Raw genomic sequence first — 25,191 nt, 5'->3', positions numbered from 1 at the left:
ACGGCACCACCTGGCACAGGACGCGGAGGCCGTCTATGGGCCTCCACGTCAGTCCATGGTGGACGCGTAATAGCAGGTCAAGGCATCCCGGCGCCCTGGAGGCACTGGCCACGCCTCCTGTTCCGTCCCAGGTGGCGTGGATGGGGTTGGGGCAGTACCGGTGGGTCCTTCAGTCGCGTGGTTCTTCGAGGAGGCACGTCACCTGCGGGGCGCCGGTGCGCGGATGGAGGGCGACTTCCGCCGTCACTCCCCAGACTTCGGCCAGGAGCTGCGGGGTGAGTATCTCGGTGGGTTGGCCGAAGGCGGTGACTTCGCTGGAGTGCAGGGCGTAGAGGCGGTCGCAGTAGTAGGCGGCCAGGTTGAGGTCGTGCAGGGCGAGCAGCACGGTGGCGGGCAGGCGGCACAGGGTGCCGAGCACGGACAGTTGATGCCGGATGTCGAGGTGGTTGGTGGGTTCATTGAATGTGGAGGGAAGGCAGAAACCAGGTGTGTCCTCGTCCAGTTGTCGCGGCGGCTCCGGCCGGATAGCGCCTCAAGGGATCGCTGCCCCATCAGCCGGACTTGTTGCCTCACGACACATGCACACCCGTCGCCGCGGTGGCCCGTGCCCGGGAGGCCCCTGATGACGTCGGACACGAGGCCGGACGAAGACGGGGCAGCAGCCCCGCCCGGAAGGCAACGGCCTCCCGAGGACCGCGTCGCTCCGCGGGGCGACCTGCGCTCCGCCCTGCCCGACGCCACTGCGGTGGTGGTGGTCACGGCGCTCGTGTTCGCCCTCCTGTGGACGCGCTTGGAGTCGGGTGCTTCGGACACCGTCGCGGTCATGCCGTTCATGGACGATGCCGGCACCTACTGGTTGTACCTGCTCAGCCAGGCTTTCGGCTGGTCGGGGCTGCTGTGGGCCTGGGGCACGGTCATGTTGGGTCTGCTGCTGTCGGGGCCGCGTCCCGCCCGGCTGCCCGTCTCCCGGCAGGTACTGGAGCGCTGGCACCGCACCACGAGCCTGACGACGACGGCGCTGATGTTCGCGCACGCGTTGATGTTCGCGGCGGAACTCGTACGCTACGAGACGAAGGTGGGCTCGGCCGAGCGACTGTGGGTGGGCTTCGCCGACAGCTTCGTGCCCGGCTGGTACGACTCCGGCACCGGCCGGATCGCCATCCCGGTCGGACAGGGTGCCCTGTACCTGGCGATCCCGCTCGGGCTGGTGTTCTACGTCCGGTATCGCATCGGGGCGAACACCTGGCGACGGCTGCACCGCTTCGTGATCGTCGTCCACGTGCTGAGCGTGTGGCACGCCCTGCTGTACGGAACCAACGTCTGGTACGGGGAGGGGCCGCGCACCGTCCTGTGGCCGCTGCAACTGCCTGTCGCCGCGCTGCTGTCGGTCCGTCTGCTGAGACCTGCTCGGCGGGCCGAACGGCTGGGCCCGCCGAGGGGAGGCGCGGGCGCGGCCCGTCCGGCCTGGTGGGCGCGCGCGGCCGGACGCCTCGTCGCCGGAGCCGTCGTTGTCGGGCTGGTCGTCGTGGTGGTGTCCGGCCGTGACGGCGGACGGGACCGTCCGGCCCATCCGCCCGCGACGGCACCGCACGCCCAGGAAACGGACTGACGGCCGGCACCGGGCGGGCGGCACGGCATCCCGGGATGGGATGATGGCCGGCGACAAGGCGACGGCGGAACGAGGAAGCCGGTGTGATTCCGGCGCGGTCCCGCCACTGTGATCGGCGAGCACGTCCCGACAGGCCACTGCCCGGCAGCGGGTGGGAAGGCCGGGACGCCGCATCGACCCGAGAGCCAGGAGACTCACGCGGTCGCCTCCTTCGACGGACCACCGGGGCGGATCTCCCCGGAGAGAGGGACGGCACCGCATGCGCGCAACGCCGACCGGACGAACGACTGACGACGCGAAGACCGGGACGGCGGCCGGGCCCGTGCCGTGCCGTGTCGTCGTGTGCCGCGACTGCTGCTGCGGCAGCCCCAAGGTGACCGGTGTCGACCACGCGGCCCAGACCGAACGCCTGCGCGCCGTGGTACCGGTACGCGTCTCCGACTGCCTCGACGTCTGCGACCACGCCAACGTCATCGTCGTCCAGCCCTCCGCCGAGGGCCGGGCAGCCGGCGCCCGGCCCGTGTGGCTGGGGCTGGTCAACGACCCGGACGCGACCGAGGACATCGCCGCCTGGGCACGCGCCGGCGGACCGGGCGTCGCGCCCCGGCCGGACATCCTCGACCTGTACGCCATCACGCCGCCGCGACGGCGTACGGCCTCCTGACCGCACGGACGGAGAGTCGGAGGGAGAGCAGGAATCGTGCACGAAGCCCGTGCCTCAACGGCGTCCGTCGGCGCCGCCCCGCATGACGTGGCGAGTCTCGACGGCTTCTTCGCCCTGCAGGCCGGCGGACCGGACGACGGCTGGCACCCGGTTGCCCACACCTACGCGGCGGGATTCACCGACCTCGCCGGCGCCGTCGCACGACGTCACCGCACTTCGGAGCCGCGCGTCGACGTCTCCATCGCTCAACTCGGTCACGCCGCCCGCCTCTGATCACCGGCTCTGGCCTGCGTCGTCCTGCAGGGGATCGTCCCCGATCTGGCGGGACTGCAGCGGGCCGACGACAGTCCGGTCCTCCGGGTGCCCCGGCCGGCCGGCTGGTACGCCGACCGGCTCGACGGCGGCCCCGTCCGCGCCCTGTACGAGCAGGTGACGGGTCACCTGTCGGCACTGGCCGACGGACTGCGCGTCAAGATCGCCTCGCGCCCGCTGGACGGCAACTCGGCGTCGGCGATCGCGGTGCGGCCCAGGTCCTGCTCGCACTCCGTTCAGCCGTCCGCGGACCGCTCACCGGCCTCACGACCGCTCCGCTGGACACCGGACGCCTGGCCGGCACCGGAGCGCTCACCGGCCCCGACCTCGCGTTCCGCCGCCGGAGTTGCTGCCTCTACTGCCGTGCGCCGAACGGCTCGAAGTGCGGTGACTGCGGGCTGGCGTGAGGTGTGCCGAGACGGGGTTCCGCCGTCGCCGCCCGGTCGGTGGTGCGGGACGGCGGGCGGCGCGGACGTCCGTCCTCCGGGCGCCGTCCCGTGTCACGTGTCCGGAACGGCCCCGGACAGGGCGCCCGACGTCAGGCGCCGGAGAGCAGGGCGGGGACCGAGGCGAGAGTGCCCGGGAGTCGTTCGCTCGGGATCCCGCCACCTTGAGCCAGCTCGGGGGAGCCACCGCCTCTGCCGTCGAGCAGCCGCTTCACCAGGGCCGAGGCGTCCCGCCCCGCGCTCCGGGCCGCGCCGTTCACCGCGGCCACCAGCGTCGCCCGGTCGCCGACCGGTGTGCCGATGACCACCACACCGGGACGAGCGGCGGGCAGGCGGTCCCGTACGGCGATGGCAAGGGCCCGGGCGTCGCCGTCCGTGACGGCCGTGACCAGCAAGGTGCCGTCGATGTCGGTGGCGTCGGCCGCGAGATCGCCTGCGCGGGCCCGGTCGGCCTGCTCGCGGAGACGCTGGTTCTCGCGGTCGGCGGCCTTCAGTCGGTCGAGCAACCCGGCGATGCGGTCGGGGAGTTCGGCGCGCGGTGCCTGGAGCTGTTCGGCGATGCGGCTGACCAGGTCGCGTTCGCGAGCCAGGTAGCCGAAGCCCTCGACGCCGACTGCGGCCTCCAGGCGGCGCATGCCCGCGCCGACCGAGTTTTCGGAGGTGAGGGCGACCGTGCCGATCTGTGAGGCGTGTTCGACGTGGGTGCCGCCGCACAGTTCCCGTGACCATGCGCCGCCGATCTCCACGACGCGGACCTTCTCGCCGTACGTCTCGTCGAACAGGGCGAGTGCGCCCAGTTCTTTGGCCTCCGGCAGCGTCATCCAGCGCACGCCGACCGGGAGGTCGCGGCGCAGGGCCTGGTTGGCGGCCTGCTCGATGTCGCTCCGGGCGGTGGGGGACAGGGCGCCGCGCCAGGGGAAGTCCAGGCGCAGGTATCCGGGGCGGTTGTAGGAGCCCGACTGCAGGGCGGTCGGGCCGAGGATCTGCCGTAGGGCGGCGTGCAGGACGTGGGTGCCGGAATGGGCCTGGCGGGCGCCGAGCCGCCACTCCGGGTCCACGGCAGCGTGCACCTGGTCCCCAGTGGCCAGTTCGCCGGACAGGACACGGACCTGGTGGACGACCAGGCCGGGTAGCGGCCGCTGCACGTCCAGCACCTCCGCCTCCACCGACGCACCGGAGAAGCGGCCGGCGTCGCTGTCCTGGCCGCCGGACTCGGCGTAGAAGGGGGTACGGTCCAGGACGACGGTGGCGATGTCGCCCTCGCGGACCACGGGCGTCGGGCCCGTGGCGTTCAGAATCGCCAGGACCCGGGAGTCGGTCGTCTGGGTGTCCCAGGCGCGCCAGTCGGTCGGTCCGTGCTTCTCCAGCACCGGGCGCAGGGTGGTGAGGTCGGTGCCGCCGGCCTTGCGGGCGCGCGCGTCGGCCCTGGCACGTTCGCGCTGCTCGCGCATGAGCGCGGTGAAGCCCTCGCGGTCTACCGGCACGCCCTGTTCGGCGGCCATCTCCAGGGTGAGGTCGATGGGGAAGCCGTAGGTGTCGTGCAGGAGGAACGCCTGCGCGCCGGGCAGCGCACGGCCGCCCTCCGCCTTCACCTTGGCCACCGCCGTGTCCAGCACGGTCGTGCCCTGCCGCAGGGTGGCCCGGAAGGCGTCCTCCTCGCTCGCGGCCCGGTCCGCGATGCGGTCGTAGGCCTCGGCCACCTCGGGATAGCTGGGCGCCATGCAGTCCCGCGCGACCGCCAGCAGGTCCACGAGCACCGGCTCGGCGTGGCCCAGTTGACGCATGGAGCGGACCGCGCGGCGCAGGATGCGGCGCAAAACGTAGCCGCGGCCCTCGTTGCCCGGACTGGTGCCGTCCGCGAGGAGCATCAGGGCGGTGCGGACGTGGTCGGCGACCACGCGCAGCCGTACGTCGGCCTCCGCGTCCGCGCCGTAGCGCACCTCGGTCAGAGCGGCGGCCCGGTCCAGGATCGGGCGGGTCTCGTCGATCTCGTAGAGGTTGTCGACGCCCTGGAGGAGGGTGGCCATGCGTTCCAGGCCCATGCCGGTGTCGATGTTGCGGCGGGGCAGCTCGCCGAGGATCGGGTAGCCGGACTTGCCGGGGCCCTCACCGCGCTCGTACTGCATGAAGACCAGGTTCCAGAACTCCATGTACCGGTCCTCGTCGACCGCCGGGCCGCCCGGGCGGCCCAGGGCGGGTCCGCGGTCGTAGTACAGCTCGGAGCAGGGACCGCAGGGGCCGGGCACGCCCATGGACCAGAAGTTGTCCTCGTCGCCGCGGGCCACGATCCGTTCGTCGGGCAGGCCGGCGATACGCCGCCACAGGGCGCGGGACTCGTCGTCGCTGTGGTGGACGGTGACCCAGATGCGGTCCGGGTCGAGGCCGTAGCCGCCGCCTTCCACCGACGCGGTCGACAACTCCCAGGCGAAGGCGATGGCCTCCTCCTTGAAGTAGTCGCCCAGGGAGAAGTTGCCGTTCATCTGGAAGAAGGAACCGTGCCGGGTGGTGCGGCCCACCTCCTCGATGTCCAGGGTGCGCACGCACTTCTGCACGCTGGTCGCCCGCGGCCACGGCGCCGGCGCCTCGCCGGTCAGGTACGGCTTGAAGGGGACCATACCGGCGTTGACGAACAGCAGGGTCGGATCGGGTGTGGGCAGCGGGGCACTGGGGACGACGGTGTGGCCGCGCTCGGCGAAGAAGTCGAGGAAGCGGCGGCGGATCTCGGCGGTACGCAAGACGGGGCTCCGGGGGCTTACAGGGGGAGAGGGGCGAGGGACCGGGCGGGGTGGCGCGGACCGAGGAAGACGACGATGCCCTTGCCGTCGGGGGACGGGTGGGTGACCTGTGCCCAGCCCTGGCGGCGGTAGAAGGCCATGGCCCGACTGTTCTGGACGGAGGTCAGCAGCCAGGCCCGGCCGTCGGGTGCGTGCGCGGTCACCGCTGCGAGGAGGTCGGCGGCGAGTCCGGTGCCGCGGGCGGTGGTCCGGACGGCCAGTTCGTCGATCTCCAGGGCGCCGCACAGCCAGTCCGCGGCGTACGTGGGACCGAGACCGGCGGCGGCCTGCGGGTGGCAGCGGTCGGCGGGGAAGGGCACGGGGGTGGTCCAGGCGGTGGCGAAGCCGATGACCTCCCCTCCACGGAGGGCGACAGCGGCCGTGAAGCCGGGGCGGCCCACGTTCGTCGGCAGCCGGTCCACGAACTCCGTCGCCCTCTCCTCGTCCTCGTTCCAGGGCGGGGCGCAGAAGGCGTCGACGTAGACCGATCGCAGCGCGTCGGTGTGCGCGAGCAGACCGGCGTCCGCGTAGACGTGGAGGTCGGTGCTCATCAGGCGGCCACCGCCTGTCCGGCGGCGACCGGGTGCAGGGCGGCGTACTCCAGCAGCGCCGACGGATCGATGGACACGTCCAGCGGTGCCGGTTCGGCTCCGGCGCGCACGAGGAGGTCGCCGACGGCCGCGATCATCGCGCGGTTGTCGGTGCACAGCCGCAGCGGCGGCACGCGCAGCTCGATCCCGGCCGCCCGGCAGCGCTCCTCGGCCAGCGACCGCACCCGGGAATTCGCGGCGACGCCGCCGACCACGACCAGAGTGCCTACCCCGTGCTCGGCGCAGGCGGTGACCGCCTTGCGGGTCAGTACGTCGGCGACGGCCTCCTGGAGCGATGCCGCGCCGTCGGCCACTGGCAGCTCGCGGCCGGCGTGCCCCTCCGCCCAGCGGGCGGCGGCCGTCTTCAGCCCTGAGAAGGAGAAGTCGTACGACCCCGGGAGCGGGCGCGGGAAGGGGACAGCGCGAGGATCCCCCGCTCGCGCTGTCCGGTCGATGGCCGGACCGCCGGGGTACGGCAGCCCGAAGACCCGCGCGACCTTGTCGAAGCACTCGCCGGCCGCGTCGTCCAGCGTGTCCCCGAGGTGCGTGATCCGGTCCCGGGCGAGGTCGCGGACGAGGAGCAGAGAGGTGTGGCCGCCGGAGACGATCAGCACCATGCACGGGTTCGGCAGCGGGCCGTGCTCCAGCGTGTCGGCGGCGACGTGCCCGGCCAGGTGGTGGACCCCGTACAGCGGGACGCCGAGCGAGTAGGAGATGCCCTTCGCACCGGCGAGACCCACCTGCAGAGCACCCGACAGCCCGGGGCCGGTGGTCACGGCGACCGCCCCGATGTCGGACAGCCGCAGCCCGGCCTCGTCCAGTGCCCGCCGGACGACCGGACGCAGCGCGTGGAGGTGGGCGCGGGAGGCGATCTCGGGCACCACCCCGCCGAAGCGGGCGTGCTCGTCCATGCTCGACGCCACCGCGTGCCCCAGCAGCCGCCCGTCCCGGACCACACCCGCGCCCGTCTCGTCGCAGGACGACTCGATGCCCAGCACCACCGCAGACCTCATCGCCCACCCTTTCCTGCACTGCATAAGTTGTTGCAATCAGTGTGCAATAAGATTTCCGATGATGTGCACCCGAACGGCTCTGTGCAGGTGGCCGACCCGTAGAGTGCCAGTCCGACGCCCTTCCCGATCCTGAGGTACCGAGCCGTGACCGCCGCCCGACCCGCACCTACCGCAGCAGTGATCGTCGTGGGGATCGGCGCCGACGGCTGGGGCGGTCTGCCGGACGCCGCGCGCCGGGTGCTGCTCGACGCGGAGGTCGTCATCGGCGGCCCGCGTCAGCTCGATCTGCTGTCGCCGGAGTGCGCCGCCGAGCGTGTGACCTGGCCCTCGCCACTGCGGCCGGCGGTTCCCGGCCTGCTCGCCGCGCACGCGGAACGCCGTATCGCCGTCCTGGCCAGCGGTGACCCCATGTTCCACGGCATCGGTCGCACGCTGACCGAGATGCTCGGTCCCGGCGCGGTGCACGTACTGCCCCACCCTTCGTCCGTCTCCCACGCCTGCGCCCGGCTCGGCTGGCCCGTGGAGGAGGTCCAGGTCGTCACCCTCGTGGGCCGCCCCACCGCACGCCTCGCCGCGGCCCTGCACGACGGCCGCCGCCTGCTCGTGCTCAGCGCCGATGCCCACGCGCCCGGCGAGGTCGCCGCTCTGCTCCGCGACCGGGGCTTCGGCCCCAGCCACATGCGGGTCCTGGAACAGCTCGGCGGCGTGAAGGAACGGACGACCGAGGCCGCCACCGCCGACGACTGGCCGCAGCACGCGCCCTGCGACCCCCTCAACATCGTCGCCGTCGAGTGCCGCCGCGCCCCCGGCGCCCTACGCCTCGGTGCCGTCCCCGGACTGCCCGACGAGGCGTACGAGCACGACGGGCAGCTCACCAAGCGGCATGTCCGCGCCGCCACGCTGGGAGCGCTCGCCCCGTCCCCCGGCGAGCTGCTGTGGGACATCGGCGGCGGCTCCGGCTCGATCGCCGTCGAGTGGATGCGCGCCCACCCCTCCTGCCGGGCCGTCACCATCGAACGCGATCCCGTACGGGCCGAACGCATCGTCCGCAATGCCGACCGGCTCGGCGTGCCCGGCCTGCGCGTCGTCACCGGCGCCGCACCCGAAGCCCTCACGGGGCTTCCCAAGCCGGACGCCGTGTTCGTCGGCGGCGGGCTCACCGCACCCGGACTGCTCCAGGCGTGCTGGAAGGCGCTCCCCGTCGGCGGTCGGCTGGTCGCCAACACCGTGACGCTGGAGTCCGAAGCGCTGCTCGCCGACGCCCGCAGACGTCACGGAGGCGAACTGGTGCGCCTCGCGGTGGCGCACGCCGTTCCCGTCGGCGGCTTCACCGGGTGGCGGCAGGCGATGCCGGTGACCCAGTGGGCCGTACAGAAGACCGTCAACCCCTCCCCAGGAGCAGACAGATGACCGTGTACTTCATCGGCGCCGGCCCCGGAGCAGCCGACCTGATCACGGTGCGCGGCGCCCGGACGCTCGCCGCCTGCCAGGTGTGTCTCTACGCGGGCAGCCTGGTCCCGCGTGAGCTGCTGGCCGAGTGCCCGCCGGATGCCCGGCTGGTCGACACGGCGCAGCTGACCCTGGACGAGATCACCGCCGAGCTGGTCCGCGCACACGAGGAAGGCCACGACGTGGCCCGGCTGCACTCCGGTGACCCGTCCGTGTTCAGCGCGGTCGCGGAGCAGATGCGGCGCCTCGACGCGACCGGGGTGCCGTACGAGGTCGTCCCCGGTGTGCCGGCCTTCGCCGCGGCGGCGGCCTCCCTGAAGCGGGAGCTGACCGTGCCGACGGTCGGGCAGACCGTCATCCTCACCCGGATCGCCAACCGGGCCACCGCCATGCCGGAGGGAGAGGACCTGGCCACCCTCGGCCGCAGCGGAGCGCTGATCGTGCTGCACCTGGCCGCGAAGTACGTGGACCGGGTGGTCGGCGAACTGCTGCCGCACTACGGTGCGGACTGCCCTGCGGCCGTCGTCGCCTACGCCTCCCGCCCCGACGAACTGATCATCCGCGGCACGCTCGACGAGATCGCCGGGAAGGTGAGGGAGGCGGGGGTGCTGCGCACGGCGGTGATCATGGTCGGGCGGACCCTGGGAGCCGACGAGTTCCGCGACAGCCATCTGTACTCGCCGGAGCGGGAGCGGCACGTCTGCTGAGCCCGCGCGGATCCGCTCCGCTGTTCACGCCACGGGACTGCGGCCCACCACCGTGCCCGCGCGGTCGATGCAGATCACGTCGACCGCGACGGGCGCTCCGCGCAGTACGGACAGGGCCTCGTCACGGGCGGCGACCGCCACCAGGTCGCCGAGCGGCACCCCGGCCGCCCGGCAGAGCTGGAGCGCTGCCAGGCCGGTGTTGGCCTGCGCCACCTCGCGGGCCAGGGCCTCGCCCGCGCCGCCGCGCCGGGCCAGTTCGGCGAGGAAGCCCTTGTCGACCTGGGATCGGGCGGAGTGCAGGTCCAGGTGGCCCGAGGCGAGCTTGGACAGCTTGGCGAAGCCGCCGCAGACGGTGAGCCGGTCCACCGGGTGGCGGCGGACGTACTTCAGCACGGCGCCCGCGAAGTCCCCCATGTCCAGCAGGGCGTCCTCGGGCAGCCCGTACTCGGCGACGACCGTCCTCTCCGAGGTGGACCCGGTGCATCCGGCGACGTGCGTACGGCCGGCGGCCCGTGCCACGTCCACCCCGCGCCGGATCGAGTCGATCCACGCGGAGCAGGAGTAGGGGACGACGATGCCGGTGGTGCCGAGGACGGAGAGGCCGCCGAGGATGCCCAGCCGGGGGTTCCAGGTGGACCGGGCGATCTCCTCGCCGTGGTCGACGGAGAGGGTGATCTCGACGTCGCCGCTGCCGCCGTGCCGCTCGGCGACGAGGGCGACGTGTTCGCGCATCATCTGGCGGGGGACCGGGTTGACGGCCGGTTCGCCGACGGGCAGGGGCAGGCCGGGCCGCGTGACGGTGCCCACGCCCGGCCCCGCCCGGAAGACGACGCCGGAGCCCGCGGGCAGGGGTCGCACCGTCGCCCGGATCAGCGCACCGTGGGTGACGTCCGGGTCGTCACCGGCGTCCTTCACGATCCCCGCCATCGCGTACGCGTCCGTCAGCTCCTCGGCCGCGAGCGCGAACGACGGCGTCTGCCCCTTGGGCAGGGTGATAGCCACGGGGTCGGGGAAGTCACCGGTCAGCAGCGCGGTGTACGCGGCCGTCGTCGCGGCTGTCGCGCAGGCCCCGGTGGTCCAGCCGTGGCGCAGGCCGGTGTGCTTGAGTTGGGCGCTGCGACCGCCCCTGGCCTCGCCGCTCATGCCTCACTTCCAGAAAGGGAAACGGATGAAGGACTGCTCGTGCACGTGTTGATCCTCGGCGGTACCACGGAGGCCCGTCGTCTCGCCGAACGGCTGGCGGCCGAACCGCTGCCGGGGCTTCGGGTGACGAACTCCCTGGCGGGACGGGTGTCCGCGCCCCGCATGCCACCCGGTGAGGTGCGCGTCGGCGGCTTCGGAGGAGCCGAGGGGCTCGCGGCCTGGCTCCGTGAGCACACGGTCGACCTCCTCATCGACGCCACTCACCCTTTCGCCGGCACGATCAGCTTCGATGCGGCTCGGGCCGCTGCCACCGCTCATGTTCCCCTGCTGGCGCTGCGCCGCCCCGGCTGGGTGCCGGTCGAGGGAGACGTCTGGCACGAGGCCGGCTCCTTGGCGGAGGCCGCCGAGCTGCTGCCTTCCCTCGGCCGTCGGGTCTTCCTGACCACGGGGCGGATGGGTCTGGCCGCCTTCGCCGGCCTGGAGGGTCTCTGGTTCCTCGTCCGGTCCGTCGACGCGCCCGAGCCCCCGTGTCCGTCCCGCATGGAGGTGCTGCTGGACCGTGGCCCGTTCACCCTCGACGGGGAGCGCGAACTTCTGCGCCGGCACCGGATCGACGTCCTGGTCACCAAGGACAGCGGGGGGGTGGCCACCGCGCCGAAGCTGACGGCCGCCCGTGAGGCCGGCCTGCCCGTGGTCGTGGTGCGCCGGCCCGCGGTGCCCGAAGGGGTGCCGGTGGTGACCGAGCCCGATCAGGCGGCGCGGTGGGTACGAGAGGCCCTCGCACGCCGCCCGTCCGCGCGGCGGTGCGGTCCTCACGTCTCCGGGTAGCGACGAGGTGTCCAGACGACCTCTTCGCCGTCTCCACGCCGTACGGCCCGGGTCTGGGACGAGCCGACCAGCAGGATCGTGCGCATGTCGACCTCGGCCGGATCCAGCTCCGCCAGCCGCACCACCCGTACCCGCTCGTCCGCGCCGCCCACGTCACGGGCGACCACGACCGGCGTGTCCGGAGCCCGGTGCTCGAGGAGCAGTTCGCGGGCCTTGCCCACCTGCCAGGTCCGGCTGCGTGACCCGGGGTTGTACAGGGCCAGCACCAGGTCGGCCGCTGCGGCGGCGCCCAGGCGTTCGGCGATGACCTCCCAGGGTTTGAGGCGGTCGGACAGGGAGATCGTGGCGTAGTCGTGGCCGAGCGGGGCGCCCGCGCGTGCTGCCGCCGCGTTGGCGGCGGTCACCCCCGGCAGCACCCGCACCGGCACGTCCGCGTACGCGTCCTCCGACGCGGCCTCCAGCACGGCGGTGGCCATGGCGAAGACGCCCGGATCGCCCCCGGACACGACGGCCACGCGCCGCCCCTGCTGGGCGAGTTGCAGGGCGAACTCGGCGCGCTCGGCCTCGGCCCGGTTGTCGGAGCCGTGCCGGCGCTGGCCGGGGCGCACGGGTACCCGGTCGAGGTAGGTGGTGTATCCGACCAGGTCGTCCGCCGCGGTGAGGGCACCGCGCGTCTCGGGCGTCAGCCACAGCGGACCGGCCGGCCCCGTTCCCACCACGACGACCTCACCCGTCGAACCTGGTTCCGGCGCGGCCGGTTCGACGTCGACCTGGCTCGGCAGCACCGCCACCGAGAAGTACGGCACCGACTCGGCGTCCACATCCGTCAGTTCCGCGAGACGCTCTCCCGCCATGGTGGCGCGCTCCACGTACCGGGCGGCACCGAGCCGCCCGGAATCCTCCAGCGCCCGGCGCACCTTGGGGAAGGTGCGGCCCAGCTTCATCACGACCGCGGCGTCGGTCGAGGCGAGCCGCGCGGTCAGCTCCTCCTCGGGCAGGGTGCCGGGCAGGATGGTCAGCACCTCCTCGCCCTCGGCGAGCGGCGTGCCCAGGCGGGCCGCGGCGGCGGAGACGGAGGTGACACCGGGGATGACCTCGGTGTCGAAGCGGTCGGCGAGCCGCTTGTGCATGTGCATGTAGGAGCCGTAGAAGAGCGGGTCGCCCTCCGCCAGGACCGCGACCGTCCGGCCCGCCTCCAGGTGGGAGGCCAGCCGGGCCGACGCCTCGGCGTAGAAGTCGTCGATGGCGCCCCGGTAGCCGCCGGGATGGTCGGTGGTCTCCGTGGTGACCGGGTAGACCAGCGCTTCCTCGATGTGGTCGTCCCGCAGGTGCCTCGCCGCGATCGAACGGGCGATGGACCGGCCGTGCCGGGCGCTGTGGTACGCGACCACGTCGGCCTCGGCGATGGCCTCGACGGCCCGCACGGTCATCAGGGACGGGTCGCCGGGACCGAGCCCGACTCCGTACAGCTTGCCGCTCATTCTTCCTCGCTCGCGATCGCGTTGAGCGCGGCGGCGGCGATGGCGCTGCCTCCGCGACGGCCCCGTACGACCAGGTGCTCCAGTCCCGACGGGTGGGCGGCCAGGGCGTCCTTGGACTCGGCAGCGCCGACGAAGCCGACGGGCACGCCGATGACGGCGGCCGGGCGGGGCGCCCCCTCCTCGACCATCTCCAGGAGACGGAAGAGCGCGGTGGGCGCGTTGCCGACAGCGACCACGGCGCCCTCCAGCCGGTCCCGCCACAGCTCCAGGGCGGCGGCGCTGCGCGTGGTGCCGAGCCTGGCCGCCAACTCGGGGACGGCCGGGTCGGACAGCGTGCACAACACGTCGTTGCCGGCCGGCAGCCGCTTACGGGTCACACCGCTGGCCACCATATGCACGTCGCAGAAGACGGGTGCGCCGGCGCGCAGTGCCTTGCGAGCACGCTCCACCACGGCGGGGGTGTACGAGAGGTCGCGCACGAGGTCGACCATGCCGCAGGCATGGATCATCCGGACCGCGACCTGGCTGACGTCCGCGGGCAGCCCCGCGAGGTCCGCCTCCGCGCGGATGGTCGCGAAGGACTGGCGGTAGATGGCCGCGCCGTCCTTCTCGTAGTCGTAGGGGGTCACAGTGGTGATCTCGCTGCTCTCGGTCGTAGTGGTACGGCTCATGAGGTGATCGCCGCCAAGGCGGTGGCGAGGCGGGAGACATCGTCGAGGTCGGTGGTGCGGAGCGGTCCGTCCCCGTCCGGTCCGGCGAGGCGGTAGCCGCCCTCCGGCGTGGCGACCACGTCGACACGGTCGCCCCGGGGGTGGCCGCAGCGTCGCTCGCAGCCGGACCAGTACAGCGGGAGGGGCGACCCGCTGGCGGCGGCGAGGGTGCGGGTGGCATCGGCGCGTACGTCCGCGCGGGACTTGCCGCAGCCGGGTCGGCCGATGCACGCGCCGACGTCCAGCCAGGGTGAGGAAGGATCGGTGACCAGGCCCGTGGCGGCCAGACGGGAGAGGGCTGCGCTGCGGTCGGACACGGTCATGTCCGGGGCGGGGACGACGACGACGCGCCAGGGGGTGAGACGTAGTTCACCAGGGGCGACGTCGGCCAGCTCCTGCCACTGGGGGGCGGTCAGACGCCCCAGCGGGGCGTGGACGCAGAGCGCGGACCCGATGACGCCGGGAAGCGGTCCACCGGTGACCGTCGCGTCCGTGCTGTCCCAGACGCAGCCGATCCCCGACTCCGCCAGGCGGTGCCGTACGGCGGATGCCAACTCTGCCGAACCCGGTCCCAGTTCGTCGATCCGCCAGACTCGCTCACCAGCGAGTCGAGCGAACTGAAGGAACTCCTCGGCGGCCAGCAGCGCCGCTCTCGGCGCGTCGTCCCCGGCGACCCGCAGCGCCTCCCGCGCCGAACCCAGGGATATCAGCGCGCCGTCGTCGGCCGTGGCGCGCACGGTCACGTCGGCACCGAGTGAGGCCACGTCCCCGCGTCCGTCGTCGAACGCGAACAGGAACCGTCCCGACAGCCCGCGCGCCGCCTCGCTCGCGCACAGCGCCGCGTCCAAGGCCGTGAGCCAGGACCGCACCTCTCGCGCCCCCTGCCCGTCCAGCCCGGACAGCGGCGAGGCGACGACGTTGCGCACCCGCTCGTGCTCCGGCGACGGGAGGAGCCCGGCCGCGTCCAAGAGCCTGGCCAGCTCCTCGCCGCACGTGTCGCGGAGCCCGCGCAACTGCACGTTGCCGCGTGAGGTCAGGTGAAGCTCGCCGTCGCCCAGTCGCCGGGCCGCGTCCGCGAGGGCGTGCGCCTGATGGGCGGCCAGGACACCGCCGGGAACGCGGATGCGGGCCAGGGCGCCGTCGTCGGCGGCGTGCAGCCGCAGCGTTCCCGGGCATGCGTCACCGCGGTCCCGCGCAGGCGGTGTGGCTTGGGGCGATGAGGGCGAAGGAGCTGTGGACACGGCGGCGAGCATACCGATCATCGCACCGGATGTATGCCCTGCCCTCTTGCTGTGACCCTTACTATGCTGCACAGGCGGATCATCCGGTCCGCCGCCGCCACGACGGCGACAGGGGAGGAAGCCCGGTGTGAACCCGGCGCGGTCCCGCCACTGTGAGTCCGGCCACTGCGAGGCCGGGCGAGCCAGGAACTCCCGCCGTCACACACCGCCCGGGGCGCGGACCCCGAGGAAGGCCAGACGCCGCATGCCGCACTCGTCCGGGGAGCGCGCCTCGCACCCCAGCATCCTGCTCCTGTCGACGTCCGACACCGACCTGCTCAGTGCCCGCGCGGCCGGCGGCCCGGTGCCCTACCGCTTCGCCAACCCCTCCCGCCTGCCGCTCGACGACCTGCCCGCCCTCCTCGACGGCGTCGGCCTGGTCGTCGTCCGCCTCCTCGGCGGACTGCGTGCCTGGGAGGAGGGCCTGGACCTCCTGCTCGCCGACGGCCGCCCGGTCGTCGTCCTCACCGGAGAACAGGCCCCCGACGCCCAGCTGATGGCCGCCTCCACCGTCCCCGTCGGCATCGCCGCCGAGGCGCACGCCTACCTAGCCCACGGCGGACCGATCAACCTGGAGCACCTCGCCCGCTTCCTGTCCGACACGGTCCTGCTCACTGGCCACGGCTTCGAGGCGCCCGCCCCCGCACCGACCTGGGGCCCGCTGGAGCGCGAGCCGGGCGGCGGGGACGGCCCGACGGTGGCCGTGCTCTACTACCGCGCCCACCACATGAGCGGCAACACCGCCTTCGTGCACGCCTTGTGCGACGCCGTGGAGGCCGCCGGCGGCCTGCCCCTGCCCCTCTACGTGGCCTCCCTGCGCGCCCCCGAGCCCGAGCTGATCGCCGAACTGCGCGCGGCGGACGCCATCGTCACCACGGTCCTCGCGGCCGGCGGCACCAAGCCCGCCGAAGCCTCCGCCGGCGGCGACGACGAGTCCTGGGACGCGGGCGCGCTCACCGCCCTGGACGTGCCCCTCCTCCAGGCCCTGTGCCTCACCGGCTCCCGCACCGCCTGGGAGGAGAACGACGAGGGCGTCTCCCCGCTCGACGCGGCCAGCCAGATCGCCGTACCGGAGTTCGACGGCCGTCTGATCACCGTCCCGTTCTCCTTCAAGGAGATCGACGCCGACGGACTCCCGGCCTACGTCGCCGACCTTGAGCGCGCCGCTCGCGTCGCCGGCATCGCCGTACGCCACGCCCGCCTGCGACACATCCCGGCCGCCGACAAGCGCCTGGCCCTCGTGCTCTCCGCCTACCCGACCAAGCACTCCCGCATCGGCAACGCGGTCGGCCTCGACACCCCCGCCAGCGCCGTCGCCCTACTGCGCCGGCTGTGCGAGGAGGGGTACGACTTCGGTACCGGCGACGAGGTCCCGGGCCTGGTCTCCGGTGACGGCGACGAACTGATCCGCGCACTGATCGAGGCGGGCGGCCACGACCAGGACTGGCTGACAGAGGAACAGCTCGCCCGCAACTCGGTACGCGTCCCGGCCGCCGACTACAAGCGCTGGTACGCCACCCTCCCGAAGGAACTGCGCACCTCCGTCGAAGAGCACTGGGGCCCGCCCCCGGGCGAGATGTTCGTCGACCGCAGCCGCAACCCCGAGGGCGACATCGTCCTGGCCGCCCTGCGTCACGGAAACCTGCTGATCCTCATCCAGCCCCCGCGCGGCTTCGGCGAGAACCCCATCGCCATCTACCACGACCCCGACCTGCCGCCCTCCCACCACTACCTCGCCGCCTACCGCTGGATCGCCGCCCCCGCCGAGGACGGCGGCTTCGGCGCGGACGCGATGATCCACCTGGGCAAGCACGGCAACCTGGAGTGGCTGCCCGGCAAGAACGCCGGCCTGTCCGCCGCCTGCGGCCCCGACGCCGCCCTCGGCGACCTGCCCCTGATCTACCCGTTCCTCGTCAACGACCCCGGCGAGGGCACCCAGGCCAAGCGCCGCGTCCACGCCACTCTCATCGACCACCTCGTCCCACCGATGGCCCGCGCCGACTCCTACGGCGACATCGCGCGCCTGGAGCAACTCCTCGACGAGTACGCCCAGATCGCGGCCATGGACCCGGCCAAGCTCCCCGCGATCCGCGCCCAGATCTGGACCCTCATCCAGGCGGCCAAGCTCGACCACGACCTCGGCCTGGACGACCGGCCCGACGACGAGGGCTTCGACGACATGATCCTGCATGTCGACGGCTGGCTCTGCGAGGTCAAGGACGCCCAGATCCGCGACGGCCTGCACGTCCTCGGCACCCCGCCCACCGGCGCCGACCGCGTCAACCTCGTCCTCGCCATCCTGCGCGCCCGCCAGATCTGGGGTGGCGCCACCGCCCTGCCCGGCCTGCGTGAAGCCCTCGGCCTGGACGAGTCCGCCGCCACCCGCGCCACGGCCGACGCGGCCGAGGAGCGGGCCCGCGTCCTGGTTCAGGCGATGGAGGACGCCGACTGGGACCCGGGCGCCGTACCCACCGAGCACGGCGAACAGGTCTCCGCCGTCCTGGAGTTCGCAGCCCGCGAGGTCGTCCCGCGCCTCGCTGCCACCACCGCCGAGATCGACCACGCCGTCCATGCCCTGAACGGCGGCTTCGTCCCTGCCGGCCCCTCCGGGTCCCCGCTGCGCGGCCTCGTCAACGTCCTGCCGACCGGCCGCAACTTCTACTCCGTCGATCCCAAGGCCGTCCCCTCCCGCCTCGCCTGGGAGACCGGCCAGGCCCTCGCCGACAGCCTGCTGGAGCGCTACCGCACCGACAACGGCGACTGGCCCACCTCCGTGGGCCTCTCCCTGTGGGGCACCAGCGCCATGCGCACCGCCGGGGACGACGTCGCGGAGGCGCTCGCCCTGCTCGGCATCCGCCCCGTCTGGGACGACGCCTCCCGCCGTGTGACCGGCCTGGAGCCGATTCCGCGCGAGGAGTTGGGCCGCCCCCGCATCGACGTCACCCTGCGCATCTCGGGCTTCTTCCGCGACGCGTTCCCGCACACCATCGGCCTGCTCGACGACGCCATATGCCTCGCGGCCTCCCTGGAGGAGCCCGCCGAGGCCAACCACGTCCGCGCCCACGTCCAGGCCGACCTCGTCGAACACGGCGACGAGCGCCGGGCCACCACCCGCATCTTCGGCTCCCGCCCCGGCACCTACGGCGCCGGACTGCTCCAGCTCATCGACTCCCGCGACTGGCGCACGGACGCCGACCTCGCCGAGGTCTACACCGTCTGGGGCGGCTACGCCTACGGCCGCGACCTCGACGGCCGCCCGGCCCGCGACGAGATGGAGACGGCGTACAAGCGCATCGCGGTCGCCGCGAAGAACACCGACACCCGCGAGCACGACATCGCCGACTCGGACGACTACTTCCAGTACCACGGCGGCATGGTCGCCACCGTCCGCGCCCTGCGCGGCACCGCCCCCGAGGCGTACATCGGCGACTCCACCCGCCCCGAGACGGTCCGCACCCGCACCCTGGTCGAGGAGACCTCCCGCGTCTTCCGCGCCCGCGTGGTCAACCCCAAGTGGATCGAGGCGATGCGCCGCCACGGCTACAAGGGCGCCTTCGAACTCGCCGCCACCGTCGACTACCTCTTCGGCTACGACGCCACCACGGGCGTCATGGCCGACTGGATGTACGACAAGCTCACCGAGACCTATGTCCTGGACCCGGTCAACCGCGAGTTCCTCCAGGAGGCCAACCCCTGGGCGCTGCACGGCATCGCCGAACGCCTGCTGGAGGCGGAGTCACGGGGCATGTGGGAGAAGCCCGACTCCGCCGTCCTGGAGGCGCTGCGCCAGGTGTACTTGGAGACGGAAGGCGACCTGGAGGGCGAGGACTGAGGACTCAGACGGCGCAGCCGGAGCACAGGCCGTAGACCAGCAGCGAACCCGACACCCCGGGGCGCAGCCCGGTCAGTTCCTCGATCCGGCTCACCGCGTCCACCAGGGGAGCGCTGGCCAGGTCGGCGACGTGGCCGCACTGCTGACACACGGTGTGGTGGTGCGGCTCGTCGGTGATCCCGTACCGCGTGGGCCCCGGCCCCGGAACGGCGTGAACCACGTCGAGTGCTGTCAGTGCCTCCAGAGAGCGGTACACCGTGGTCGAGTGGCGGCCTTCACCCGTGCGCTCCAGCCGGGTGTGGATCTCCGTGGCGGTGAGGTGCTGCCCCGACTCGCTCAGCAGGGACAGGATGCGCAACCGGCCGGCCGTGCAGCGCAGGCCGTGCCGCCGCAGCAGCGCACGGGGATTCGGCGGCTCGGGCACGTCGTTGTGCGCTGCCCGTGTTTTCCGGTCCACGTCGGTACACTATTGCCAGTCAATGGCAACAGCAAAAGATTGGCGAGAACGGTGCCGTTCGTCTGCGACACCGGACCTAGGACCAACGCCTGATCAACAAACACCACTGATGCTGTTAACGTGCAGTTGCACATCAGTGGCAATAACGTCGGAGGATGTTGGACATGGCGGTGTACACGCTCCCGGAGCTTCCGTACGACTACTCGGAGCTCGAGCCGGTCATCAATCCGCAGATCATCGAGCTGCACCACGACAAGCACCACGCGGCGTACGTCAAGGGCGCCAACGACACGCTGGAGCAGCTCGCGGAGGCGCGGGACAAGGAGCAGTGGGGCGCGATCAACGGCCTGGAGAAGAACCTGGCCTTCCACCTCTCCGGTCACATCCTGCACTCGATCTACTGGCACAACATGACCGGTGACGGCGGCGGCGAGCCCCTGGCCGCCGACGGCGTCGGTGACCTCGCCGACGCGATCGCCGAGTCGTTCGGCTCCTTCGCCGGCTTCAAGGCGCAGCTCACCAAGGCCGCCGCGACCACCCAGGGATCGGGCTGGGGCGTTCTCGCCTACGAGCCGCTGAGCGGACGCCTGATCGTCGAGCAGGTCTACGACCACCAGGGCAACGTCGGCCAGGGCTCGGTGCCGATCCTGGTCTTCGACGCCTGGGAGCACGCCTTCTACCTCCAGTACAAGAACCAGAAGGTCGACTTCATCGACGCCATGTGGGCCGTCGTCAACTGGCAGGACGTGGCCAAGCGCTACGAGGCCGCCAAGGCCCGCACCGACGTGCTGCTGCTGGCTCCCTGAGCCCTCTGGTCGTCCTGCCTCGTGATCGTCTTCTCACCCTTCACGACGGCGGGCGGAATGAGGAAGCCCCCGCGAGGACATGACTCGCGGGGGCTTCCTCTTCGATGGTGTCCCGCCGAGTGGTGTAGGGGATCGCCGCGGTCGAGTGCGCGGGTTCTGCTCCCTCGGGTGCACCGTCTGATCGAGACCGAGGCGAGTGTGAAGATCGGCGCCGAGTGGGGAGAGCACACCGACACCCGCACCACCTGGCGCAACGGGCGCCGCGAGAAGACCGTGACCACCCAGGCCGGCTCGCCATCCCGAAACTGCGTGCCGGAAGCTTCTTCCCCAGCCCGCTGGAGCGCCGCCGGCGCATCGACCAGGCCCTCTACGCAGTCATCATGGAGGCATACGTCCACGGCGTGTCCACCCGCTCGGTCGACGACCTCGTCAAAGCCCTCGGCTCCGACACCGGGATATCCAAGAGTGAGGTCTGCCGACATGCGCTGAGCCGGACGAACAGCTCGACGCCCTCCGCACCCGGCCGTTGGACCACATCCGGTTCCCCCGCCTCTTCCTCGACGCCACCTATGTCAAGGCCCGGGCCGACCATCGGATCGTCTCGCAGGCGGTCGTCATCGCCACCGGCGTCCCCCAGGACGGTGGCCGCGAGGTCGTCGTGGTCATGGCCGGTGACAGCGAGACCGAAGCCTTCTGGACCCAGTTCCCGCGTCACCTGCGAGAACGCGGACTGAGCGGCGTCCGCCTGGTCATCTCCGACAGCCACGGCGGTCTGGTCGGAGCGATCCGCAAGGTCATGCTCGGCGCCGCCTGGCAGCGCTGCCGGGTCCACTTCGTCCGCAACGTCTTCGCCGTGATCCCGAAAGGCTAGGCCGAGATGGTCGCGGCAACGATCCGCACCGTCTCCGCCCAGCCCACCGCGGACGCGGTCCGCGCCGGCTCCACACCGTCGCAGACATGCTCGGCCGACAGTTCCCCAAGGTCAAAGAGATGCTGCTGGAGGCCAAGGAAGATCTGACCGCGTTCGCGGACTTCCCCCACCAGCACTGGAAGAAGATCCAGTCCACGAACCCGCTCGAGCGGCTGAACCGAGAGATCAAGCGCCGCACCGACGTCGTCCAGGTCTTCCCGAACCCGCCCGCGGTCCTCCGCCCGGCCACCGCGGTCCTCGCCGAACTCCACGACGAATGGATCGCCTTTCCCCGCCGCTGCTTCTCCAACGAGAGCATGGACGTCCTCTGCACCGATACCCCGACCGTCCTGCCCGCCGTATCAGACGGCTGATCGCCTACACCGCCAGAAGGGACGTGACCGTGTTCGATCGGATGCTTGGTCGACGATGGTGCAGCGGTCTGGTTCACGCGGAAGCTCAGGCGAGGAGCCTTGTTGCCCGAGTGAAGTCGATGTTCTTCGGCATCTTCGAGTGCGACGAGTGCCGGTGTACAGTGAACAACGCCCCTGACCTGCAGAAAGCCGGCGGGGAGCCGTCTCGGAGGAGTCCAAAGTGCTGCGCACCATGTTCAAGTCCAAGATCCACCGTGCCACCGTCACCCAGGCCGACCTGCACTACGTGGGATCGGTGACCGTCGACGCCGACCTGCTGGACGCCGCCGACCTGCTGCCCGGCGAGCTCGTGCACATCGTGGACATCACCAACGGCGCCCGGCTGGAGACGTACGTCATCGAGGGCGAGCGCGGCTCCGGGGTGATCGGGATCAACGGGGCCGCCGCCCACCTCGTCCACCCCGGCGACCTGGTGATCCTCATCAGCTACGCCCAGGTCACGGACGCCGAGGCGCGGGCGCTGAAGCCGCGGGTGGTGCACGTGGACGGCGACAACCGTATCGTCGCCCTGGGCGGCGACCCGTCCGAGCCGGTTCCGGGGTCGGACCAGGAGCGCAGCCCGCAGGCCGTGTCTTCCTGAGCGTGCCGCAGGCCCTGTCCGGACAAGGAGCGTGTGCTGGTGAGCGACATCGAGATCCGTGACGACCGGGCGGCGGGCCGGCTGGAGGCGAGGGGCGACGGCGACGCGGTGGTCGGCCGCATCGAGTACTTCGTCCTGGAGACCCCCGAGCGCGCCTTCGTCCCCGTGCACACCGTCGTCGAGCCGCCCCACGAGGGCAAGGGCATCGCGGGCTCGCTGACCCGCGAGCTGTACACCCTGGCGCGGAGCGAGGGCGTCGCCGTCGCCCCGCTGTGCCCGTACGTCGTCAAGTGGGCCGAGCGCCACCCGGACGAGGCTCCCGCGGCCGACCCCGAACTGCTGCGCGCGGCCACGGAATGGCTCGTAGCACATCCCGGCCGGTTCTGACCAGGACGACGAGGACGAGAGCCGTACGCGTGCTGACGCTGCTGCACACCTCACCCGTCCACGTACCGGTCTTCGACGCCCTGCGCGACGAGGCGCACCCCGGCCTCGAACTGCGGCACCACGTCGACGCCGGTCTGCTGGACCGGGCCCGGCGCGAGGGGCCGGACGCGGTGCGGGCCGACGTCCTGGCCGCGCTGCGGCAGGCCGTCGCCGGGGGAGCGCGGGCCGTACTGTGCACCTGCTCGACCATCGGCGGCGTCGCCGAGGAGACCGCCGGCGGGGCCGGGGTGCCGGTGCTGCGGGTCGACCGGCCGATGGCCGCCGCCGCGGTGGCCGCCGGCCCGCGCGTCGTCGTCCTCGCCGCCCTGCAGAGCACGCTCGCGCCGACCCGGGCGCTCCTCGTCGAGGAGGCGGAGCGCGCCGGGCGTCCCGTCGAGGTGCGGACGCGTCTGGTCGACGGTGCCTGGCCCTGCTTCGAGGCCGGGGACACCGACCGTTACGCACGCATGGTGGCGGCCGCCGCGGACGGGATCGGCGACGCCGACGCGATCGTCCTGGCCCAGGCGTCCATGGCGCCCGCCGGGCGGTTCACGACCACCCGGGTTCCGGTGCTGGCGAGCCCACGGCCGGGACTCGCCGCCGGGGCGGAGGCGGTACGGAACGGCGGAGCCGCGGCCCGGCGGGCCGCGGAGCCCCTCGGCCACTTGGGTCCCGCCCGTCATACGGGCGAGTGAGTGCGGACACCGCAGTCGGGTAGGCGGGGGACAAGTCCAGAGCCGCTGTCGACCCACTGGCCGGAGGACCTCGCCATGACGAACCCGTATCCGGATCCCGTCCCGCCCGGCCCCACCCCGGGACCCACTCCGGGCCCGGACCCGACCCCCGCGCCGCCGACGCCCGGGCCGGGCCCCGACCCGACGCCCCCGCCGCCCCCGGGCCCCGGCCCGGAACCGACTCCGCAGCCCCCGGGGCCCGGACCCGAACCCACGCCCCAGCCGCCGGGCCCCGGCCCGTCCCCGGGACCGCAGCCGACCCCGCCGCACCCAGGCCCGCCGGAGCCCTCCCCGTCGCCGATCCCTCCGGGACCGGAGCCGGTACCCAACCCGGAACCGGGACCACCGCTCACCTGACCGCGACGCGGGACCGGCCACCGGACCCGTCGCGCCCCGGAGTGGCGAGCGCCGACGTGCGGGCGGTGGGCGCCGACGTGAGCGCCCCCGCCCGCGCGGCGACGCCTAAGCCGTGACCTCCGACCGGTCCCCGCCCCACAGCGTGTGGAACGAACCGTCCCGGTCCGTCCGCCGGTACGTGTGCGCCCCGAAGAAGTCCCGCTGCCCCTGCGTCAGTGCCGCGGGCAACCGCTCGGCGCGCAGGGCGTCGTAGTAGGCGAGGGCCGCGGCGAAGCCGGGCGTGGGGACGCCCTGGCGGGTCGCGGCGACCAGGACCTCGCGCCAGTCGTCCTGGGCGTCGGCGATCTCCCGGGCGAACGTCTCGTCCGACAGCAGGCTCGGCAGGTCCGGCCGGGCGTCGTACGCGGCGCGGATGCGGTCCAGGAAGGCCGCGCGGATGATGCAGCCGCCGCGCCAGATCGAGGAGACCGAGCCCAGGTCGATGTCCCAGCCGTACTCCTCACTGCCCGCCGCGATCTCGTGGAACCCCTGCGTGTACGAAACGATCTTGGACGCGTACAGCGCCTGCTCCACCCGGTCGGCGAAGGCGGCGGCCTCCGACGCCTCCAGGGCCGTGGCCTTAGGGCCCGCCAGCCCCCGTGAGGCCTCCCGCAGCGCCCCGTGCCCGGACAGCGACCGGGCGAAGACCGCCTCGGCGATGCCGGACACCGGCACACCGAGGTCCAGCGCGATCTGCACGGTCCAGCGCCCCGTGCCCTTCTGCTCGGCCCGGTCGAGCACCACGTCCACGAAGGGCTCGCCCGTCGCCGCGTCCACGTGCGACAGCACCTCCGCCGTGATCTCGATCAGGTACGAGTCCAGGCGGCCGGTGTTCCAGGTGCGGAAGATGTCCGCGATCTCGGCGGGGGAGTACCCGGCGACGTCCCGGAGCAGCTGGTACGCCTCGCCGATCAGCTGCATGTCGGCGTACTCGATGCCGTTGTGCACCATCTTCACGAAGTGCCCGGCACCGTCCGGCCCCACGTGCGTCACGCAGGGCGCTCCGTCGGCGGCCTTCGCGGAGATCCTCTCCAGCATCGGTCCCAGCGACGCGTACGACTCCTTCGAGCCGCCCGGCATGATGCTCGGCCCGTTGAGGGCGCCCTCCTCGCCGCCGGAGACGCCGGTGCCGACGAAGTGGATGCCCTGCTCGCGCAGTGCCCGCTCCCGGCGCCGGGTGTCGGCGAAGTGGGCGTTGCCCCCGTCGATGATCATGTCGCCGGGTTCCAGCAGCGGCGCGAACTCCTGGATCACCGCGTCGGTCGGGTCACCGGCCTTCACCATCACCACCAGGCGCCGCGGCCGCTCCAGCGCCGCCACGAACTCCTTGGCGGTCTCCGCCGCCACGAAGTCGCCCTCGCCGCCGAACTCCTCCACCAGCGCGCGCGTGCGCGACGCGGTCCGGTTGTGCACCGCGACCGTGTAGCCGTTGCGGGCGAAGTTGCGGGCGAGATTGCGGCCCATGACCGCGAGTCCCGTCACGCCGATCTGCGCTGCAGTGCTCATTGGCTTGGCTCCTCATGACCTCGGTGTCGGTGGCGCCGGGCGTGCGCGTCAGTATCCCGCTGACCATCCTGACGTGCCGGTACACCGGCCGCACGTCCTGACCC

Annotated in this window: 19 protein-coding genes, 3 pseudogenes and 2 riboswitches; of the genes and pseudogenes, 12 read left to right on the top strand and 10 right to left on the bottom strand. The window is 72.8% G+C overall.

Annotation, left to right across the window (positions count from 1 at the left end; all coding sequences use genetic code 11):
- Window positions 1-169 precede the first annotated feature (169 nt).
- Window positions 170-460: pseudogene (locus tag ACFWJB_RS07680) on the bottom strand (histidinol phosphatase); the annotation flags it as partial.
- 162 nt (window positions 461-622) lie between these two features.
- Between ACFWJB_RS07680 and ACFWJB_RS07675 the strand changes: the two are divergent.
- The 3 genes and pseudogenes from ACFWJB_RS07675 (at window position 623) to ACFWJB_RS07665 (ending at window position 2,992) form a co-directional block, all read left to right on the top strand.
- On the top strand, window positions 623-1,609 hold the full coding sequence (locus ACFWJB_RS07675; protein ID WP_386920883.1) for a ferric reductase-like transmembrane domain-containing protein: 987 nt from the start codon (window positions 623-625) through the stop codon (window positions 1,607-1,609).
- A gap of 68 nt (window positions 1,610-1,677) precedes the next feature.
- Window positions 1,678-1,805, top strand: a riboswitch (cobalamin riboswitch).
- 63 nt (window positions 1,806-1,868) lie between these two features.
- The gene (locus tag ACFWJB_RS07670) at window positions 1,869-2,273 is read left to right on the top strand and encodes a (2Fe-2S) ferredoxin domain-containing protein (RefSeq protein WP_386920881.1); all 405 of its coding nucleotides are present in this window, start codon (window positions 1,869-1,871) and stop codon (window positions 2,271-2,273) included.
- A gap of 36 nt (window positions 2,274-2,309) precedes the next feature.
- Window positions 2,310-2,992, top strand: a pseudogene (locus tag ACFWJB_RS07665) (iron reductase).
- 131 nt (window positions 2,993-3,123) lie between these two features.
- Here the strand turns inward: ACFWJB_RS07665 and alaS are convergent.
- The 3 genes from alaS to tsaD are packed head-to-tail and all read right to left on the bottom strand — an operon-like array spanning window position 3,124 to window position 7,408.
- Complete coding sequence (gene alaS, locus ACFWJB_RS07660; protein WP_386920879.1) at window positions 3,124-5,766, bottom strand: alanine--tRNA ligase; 2,643 nt, start codon at window positions 5,764-5,766, stop codon at window positions 3,124-3,126.
- A 17-nt stretch (window positions 5,767-5,783) separates the two neighbouring features.
- The gene (locus ACFWJB_RS07655; RefSeq protein WP_386920878.1) at window positions 5,784-6,356 is read right to left on the bottom strand and encodes a GNAT family N-acetyltransferase; all 573 of its coding nucleotides are present in this window, start codon (window positions 6,354-6,356) and stop codon (window positions 5,784-5,786) included.
- Complete coding sequence (gene tsaD, locus ACFWJB_RS07650; protein WP_386920876.1) at window positions 6,356-7,408, bottom strand: tRNA (adenosine(37)-N6)-threonylcarbamoyltransferase complex transferase subunit TsaD; 1,053 nt, start codon at window positions 7,406-7,408, stop codon at window positions 6,356-6,358. Before tsaD ends, ACFWJB_RS07655 begins: the two co-directional genes overlap by 1 nt.
- Before the next feature lie 144 nt (window positions 7,409-7,552).
- On the opposite strand from tsaD, the gene cbiE reads away from it, so the two are divergent.
- Both cbiE and cobM read left to right on the top strand, forming a co-directional pair.
- The gene (gene cbiE, locus ACFWJB_RS07645) at window positions 7,553-8,818 is read left to right on the top strand and encodes a precorrin-6y C5,15-methyltransferase (decarboxylating) subunit CbiE (protein WP_386920874.1); all 1,266 of its coding nucleotides are present in this window, start codon (window positions 7,553-7,555) and stop codon (window positions 8,816-8,818) included.
- On the top strand, window positions 8,815-9,564 hold the full coding sequence (gene cobM, locus ACFWJB_RS07640) for a precorrin-4 C(11)-methyltransferase (protein ID WP_386920872.1): 750 nt from the start codon (window positions 8,815-8,817) through the stop codon (window positions 9,562-9,564). The genes cbiE and cobM overlap by 4 nt, the downstream gene beginning before the upstream one ends.
- Window positions 9,565-9,588: 24 nt before the next feature.
- On the opposite strand, the gene ACFWJB_RS07635 is transcribed toward cobM, so the two are convergent.
- A complete protein-coding gene (locus tag ACFWJB_RS07635) occupies window positions 9,589-10,707 on the bottom strand; it encodes a cobalt-precorrin-5B (C(1))-methyltransferase (protein WP_386920870.1) in 1,119 nt (372 codons plus the stop codon).
- Window positions 10,708-10,746: 39 nt separating this feature from the next.
- Here ACFWJB_RS07635 and ACFWJB_RS07630 point away from each other — a divergent pair, with 39 nt between their 5' ends.
- Window positions 10,747-11,535: a cobalt-precorrin-6A reductase gene (locus ACFWJB_RS07630; RefSeq protein WP_386920868.1), complete on the top strand. Its 789-nt coding sequence runs from the start codon at window positions 10,747-10,749 to the stop codon at window positions 11,533-11,535.
- Here the strand turns inward: ACFWJB_RS07630 and ACFWJB_RS07625 are convergent.
- The 3 genes from ACFWJB_RS07625 to ACFWJB_RS07615 are packed head-to-tail and all read right to left on the bottom strand — an operon-like array spanning window position 11,520 to window position 14,979.
- Window positions 11,520-13,016 (bottom strand): precorrin-2 C(20)-methyltransferase, encoded by a 1,497-nt coding sequence (locus ACFWJB_RS07625; RefSeq protein WP_386920866.1) that lies wholly within the window; start codon window positions 13,014-13,016, stop codon window positions 11,520-11,522. The two genes, ACFWJB_RS07630 and ACFWJB_RS07625, sit on opposite strands and share 16 nt — an antisense overlap.
- Complete coding sequence (locus ACFWJB_RS07620; RefSeq protein WP_386920864.1) at window positions 13,013-13,687, bottom strand: precorrin-8X methylmutase; 675 nt, start codon at window positions 13,685-13,687, stop codon at window positions 13,013-13,015. Before ACFWJB_RS07620 ends, ACFWJB_RS07625 begins: the two co-directional genes overlap by 4 nt.
- Window positions 13,684-14,979: a cobalamin biosynthesis protein CobG gene (locus tag ACFWJB_RS07615; protein WP_386920917.1), complete on the bottom strand. Its 1,296-nt coding sequence runs from the start codon at window positions 14,977-14,979 to the stop codon at window positions 13,684-13,686. Before ACFWJB_RS07615 ends, ACFWJB_RS07620 begins: the two co-directional genes overlap by 4 nt.
- A 102-nt stretch (window positions 14,980-15,081) precedes the next feature.
- A riboswitch (cobalamin riboswitch) is annotated at window positions 15,082-15,159 on the top strand.
- A gap of 52 nt (window positions 15,160-15,211) precedes the next feature.
- Here ACFWJB_RS07615 and cobN point away from each other — a divergent pair.
- Complete coding sequence (gene cobN, locus ACFWJB_RS07610; RefSeq protein ID WP_386920862.1) at window positions 15,212-18,838, top strand: cobaltochelatase subunit CobN; 3,627 nt, start codon at window positions 15,212-15,214, stop codon at window positions 18,836-18,838.
- A gap of 4 nt (window positions 18,839-18,842) precedes the next feature.
- Here cobN and ACFWJB_RS07605 read toward each other — a convergent pair whose 3' ends face one another.
- Window positions 18,843-19,295: a Fur family transcriptional regulator gene (locus ACFWJB_RS07605; RefSeq protein WP_386920860.1), complete on the bottom strand. Its 453-nt coding sequence runs from the start codon at window positions 19,293-19,295 to the stop codon at window positions 18,843-18,845.
- A 164-nt stretch (window positions 19,296-19,459) separates the two neighbouring features.
- Between ACFWJB_RS07605 and ACFWJB_RS07600 the strand changes: the two genes are divergently transcribed.
- The 5 genes and pseudogenes from ACFWJB_RS07600 (at window position 19,460) to ACFWJB_RS07580 (ending at window position 23,146) form a co-directional block, all read left to right on the top strand.
- Complete coding sequence (locus tag ACFWJB_RS07600; RefSeq protein ID WP_386920858.1) at window positions 19,460-20,101, top strand: superoxide dismutase; 642 nt, start codon at window positions 19,460-19,462, stop codon at window positions 20,099-20,101.
- A 177-nt stretch (window positions 20,102-20,278) separates the two neighbouring features.
- A pseudogene (locus ACFWJB_RS07595) lies at window positions 20,279-21,385 on the top strand (IS256 family transposase); the annotation flags it as partial.
- Window positions 21,386-21,605: 220 nt separating this feature from the next.
- A complete protein-coding gene (gene panD / locus ACFWJB_RS07590) occupies window positions 21,606-22,025 on the top strand; it encodes an aspartate 1-decarboxylase (protein WP_385462303.1) in 420 nt (139 codons plus the stop codon).
- 39 nt (window positions 22,026-22,064) lie between these two features.
- Complete coding sequence (locus tag ACFWJB_RS07585) at window positions 22,065-22,412, top strand: GNAT family N-acetyltransferase (protein WP_385462306.1); 348 nt, start codon at window positions 22,065-22,067, stop codon at window positions 22,410-22,412.
- Between the two features lie 29 nt (window positions 22,413-22,441).
- Window positions 22,442-23,146: an aspartate/glutamate racemase family protein gene (locus ACFWJB_RS07580; RefSeq protein ID WP_386920855.1), complete on the top strand. Its 705-nt coding sequence runs from the start codon at window positions 22,442-22,444 to the stop codon at window positions 23,144-23,146.
- 501 nt (window positions 23,147-23,647) lie between these two features.
- On the opposite strand, the gene gndA is transcribed toward ACFWJB_RS07580, so the two are convergent.
- Window positions 23,648-25,087, bottom strand: a complete 1,440-nt coding sequence (gene gndA / locus ACFWJB_RS07575; RefSeq protein ID WP_386920853.1) for an NADP-dependent phosphogluconate dehydrogenase — start codon at window positions 25,085-25,087, stop codon at window positions 23,648-23,650.
- Window positions 25,088-25,191: the final 104 nt, after the last annotated feature.

Origin of the sequence: Streptomyces sp. NPDC127100, from assembly GCF_042724095.1 — a bacterium.
Taxonomy (GTDB): domain Bacteria; phylum Actinomycetota; class Actinomycetes; order Streptomycetales; family Streptomycetaceae; genus Streptomyces.
This window is presented reverse-complemented; position numbering and strand designations above follow the sequence as displayed.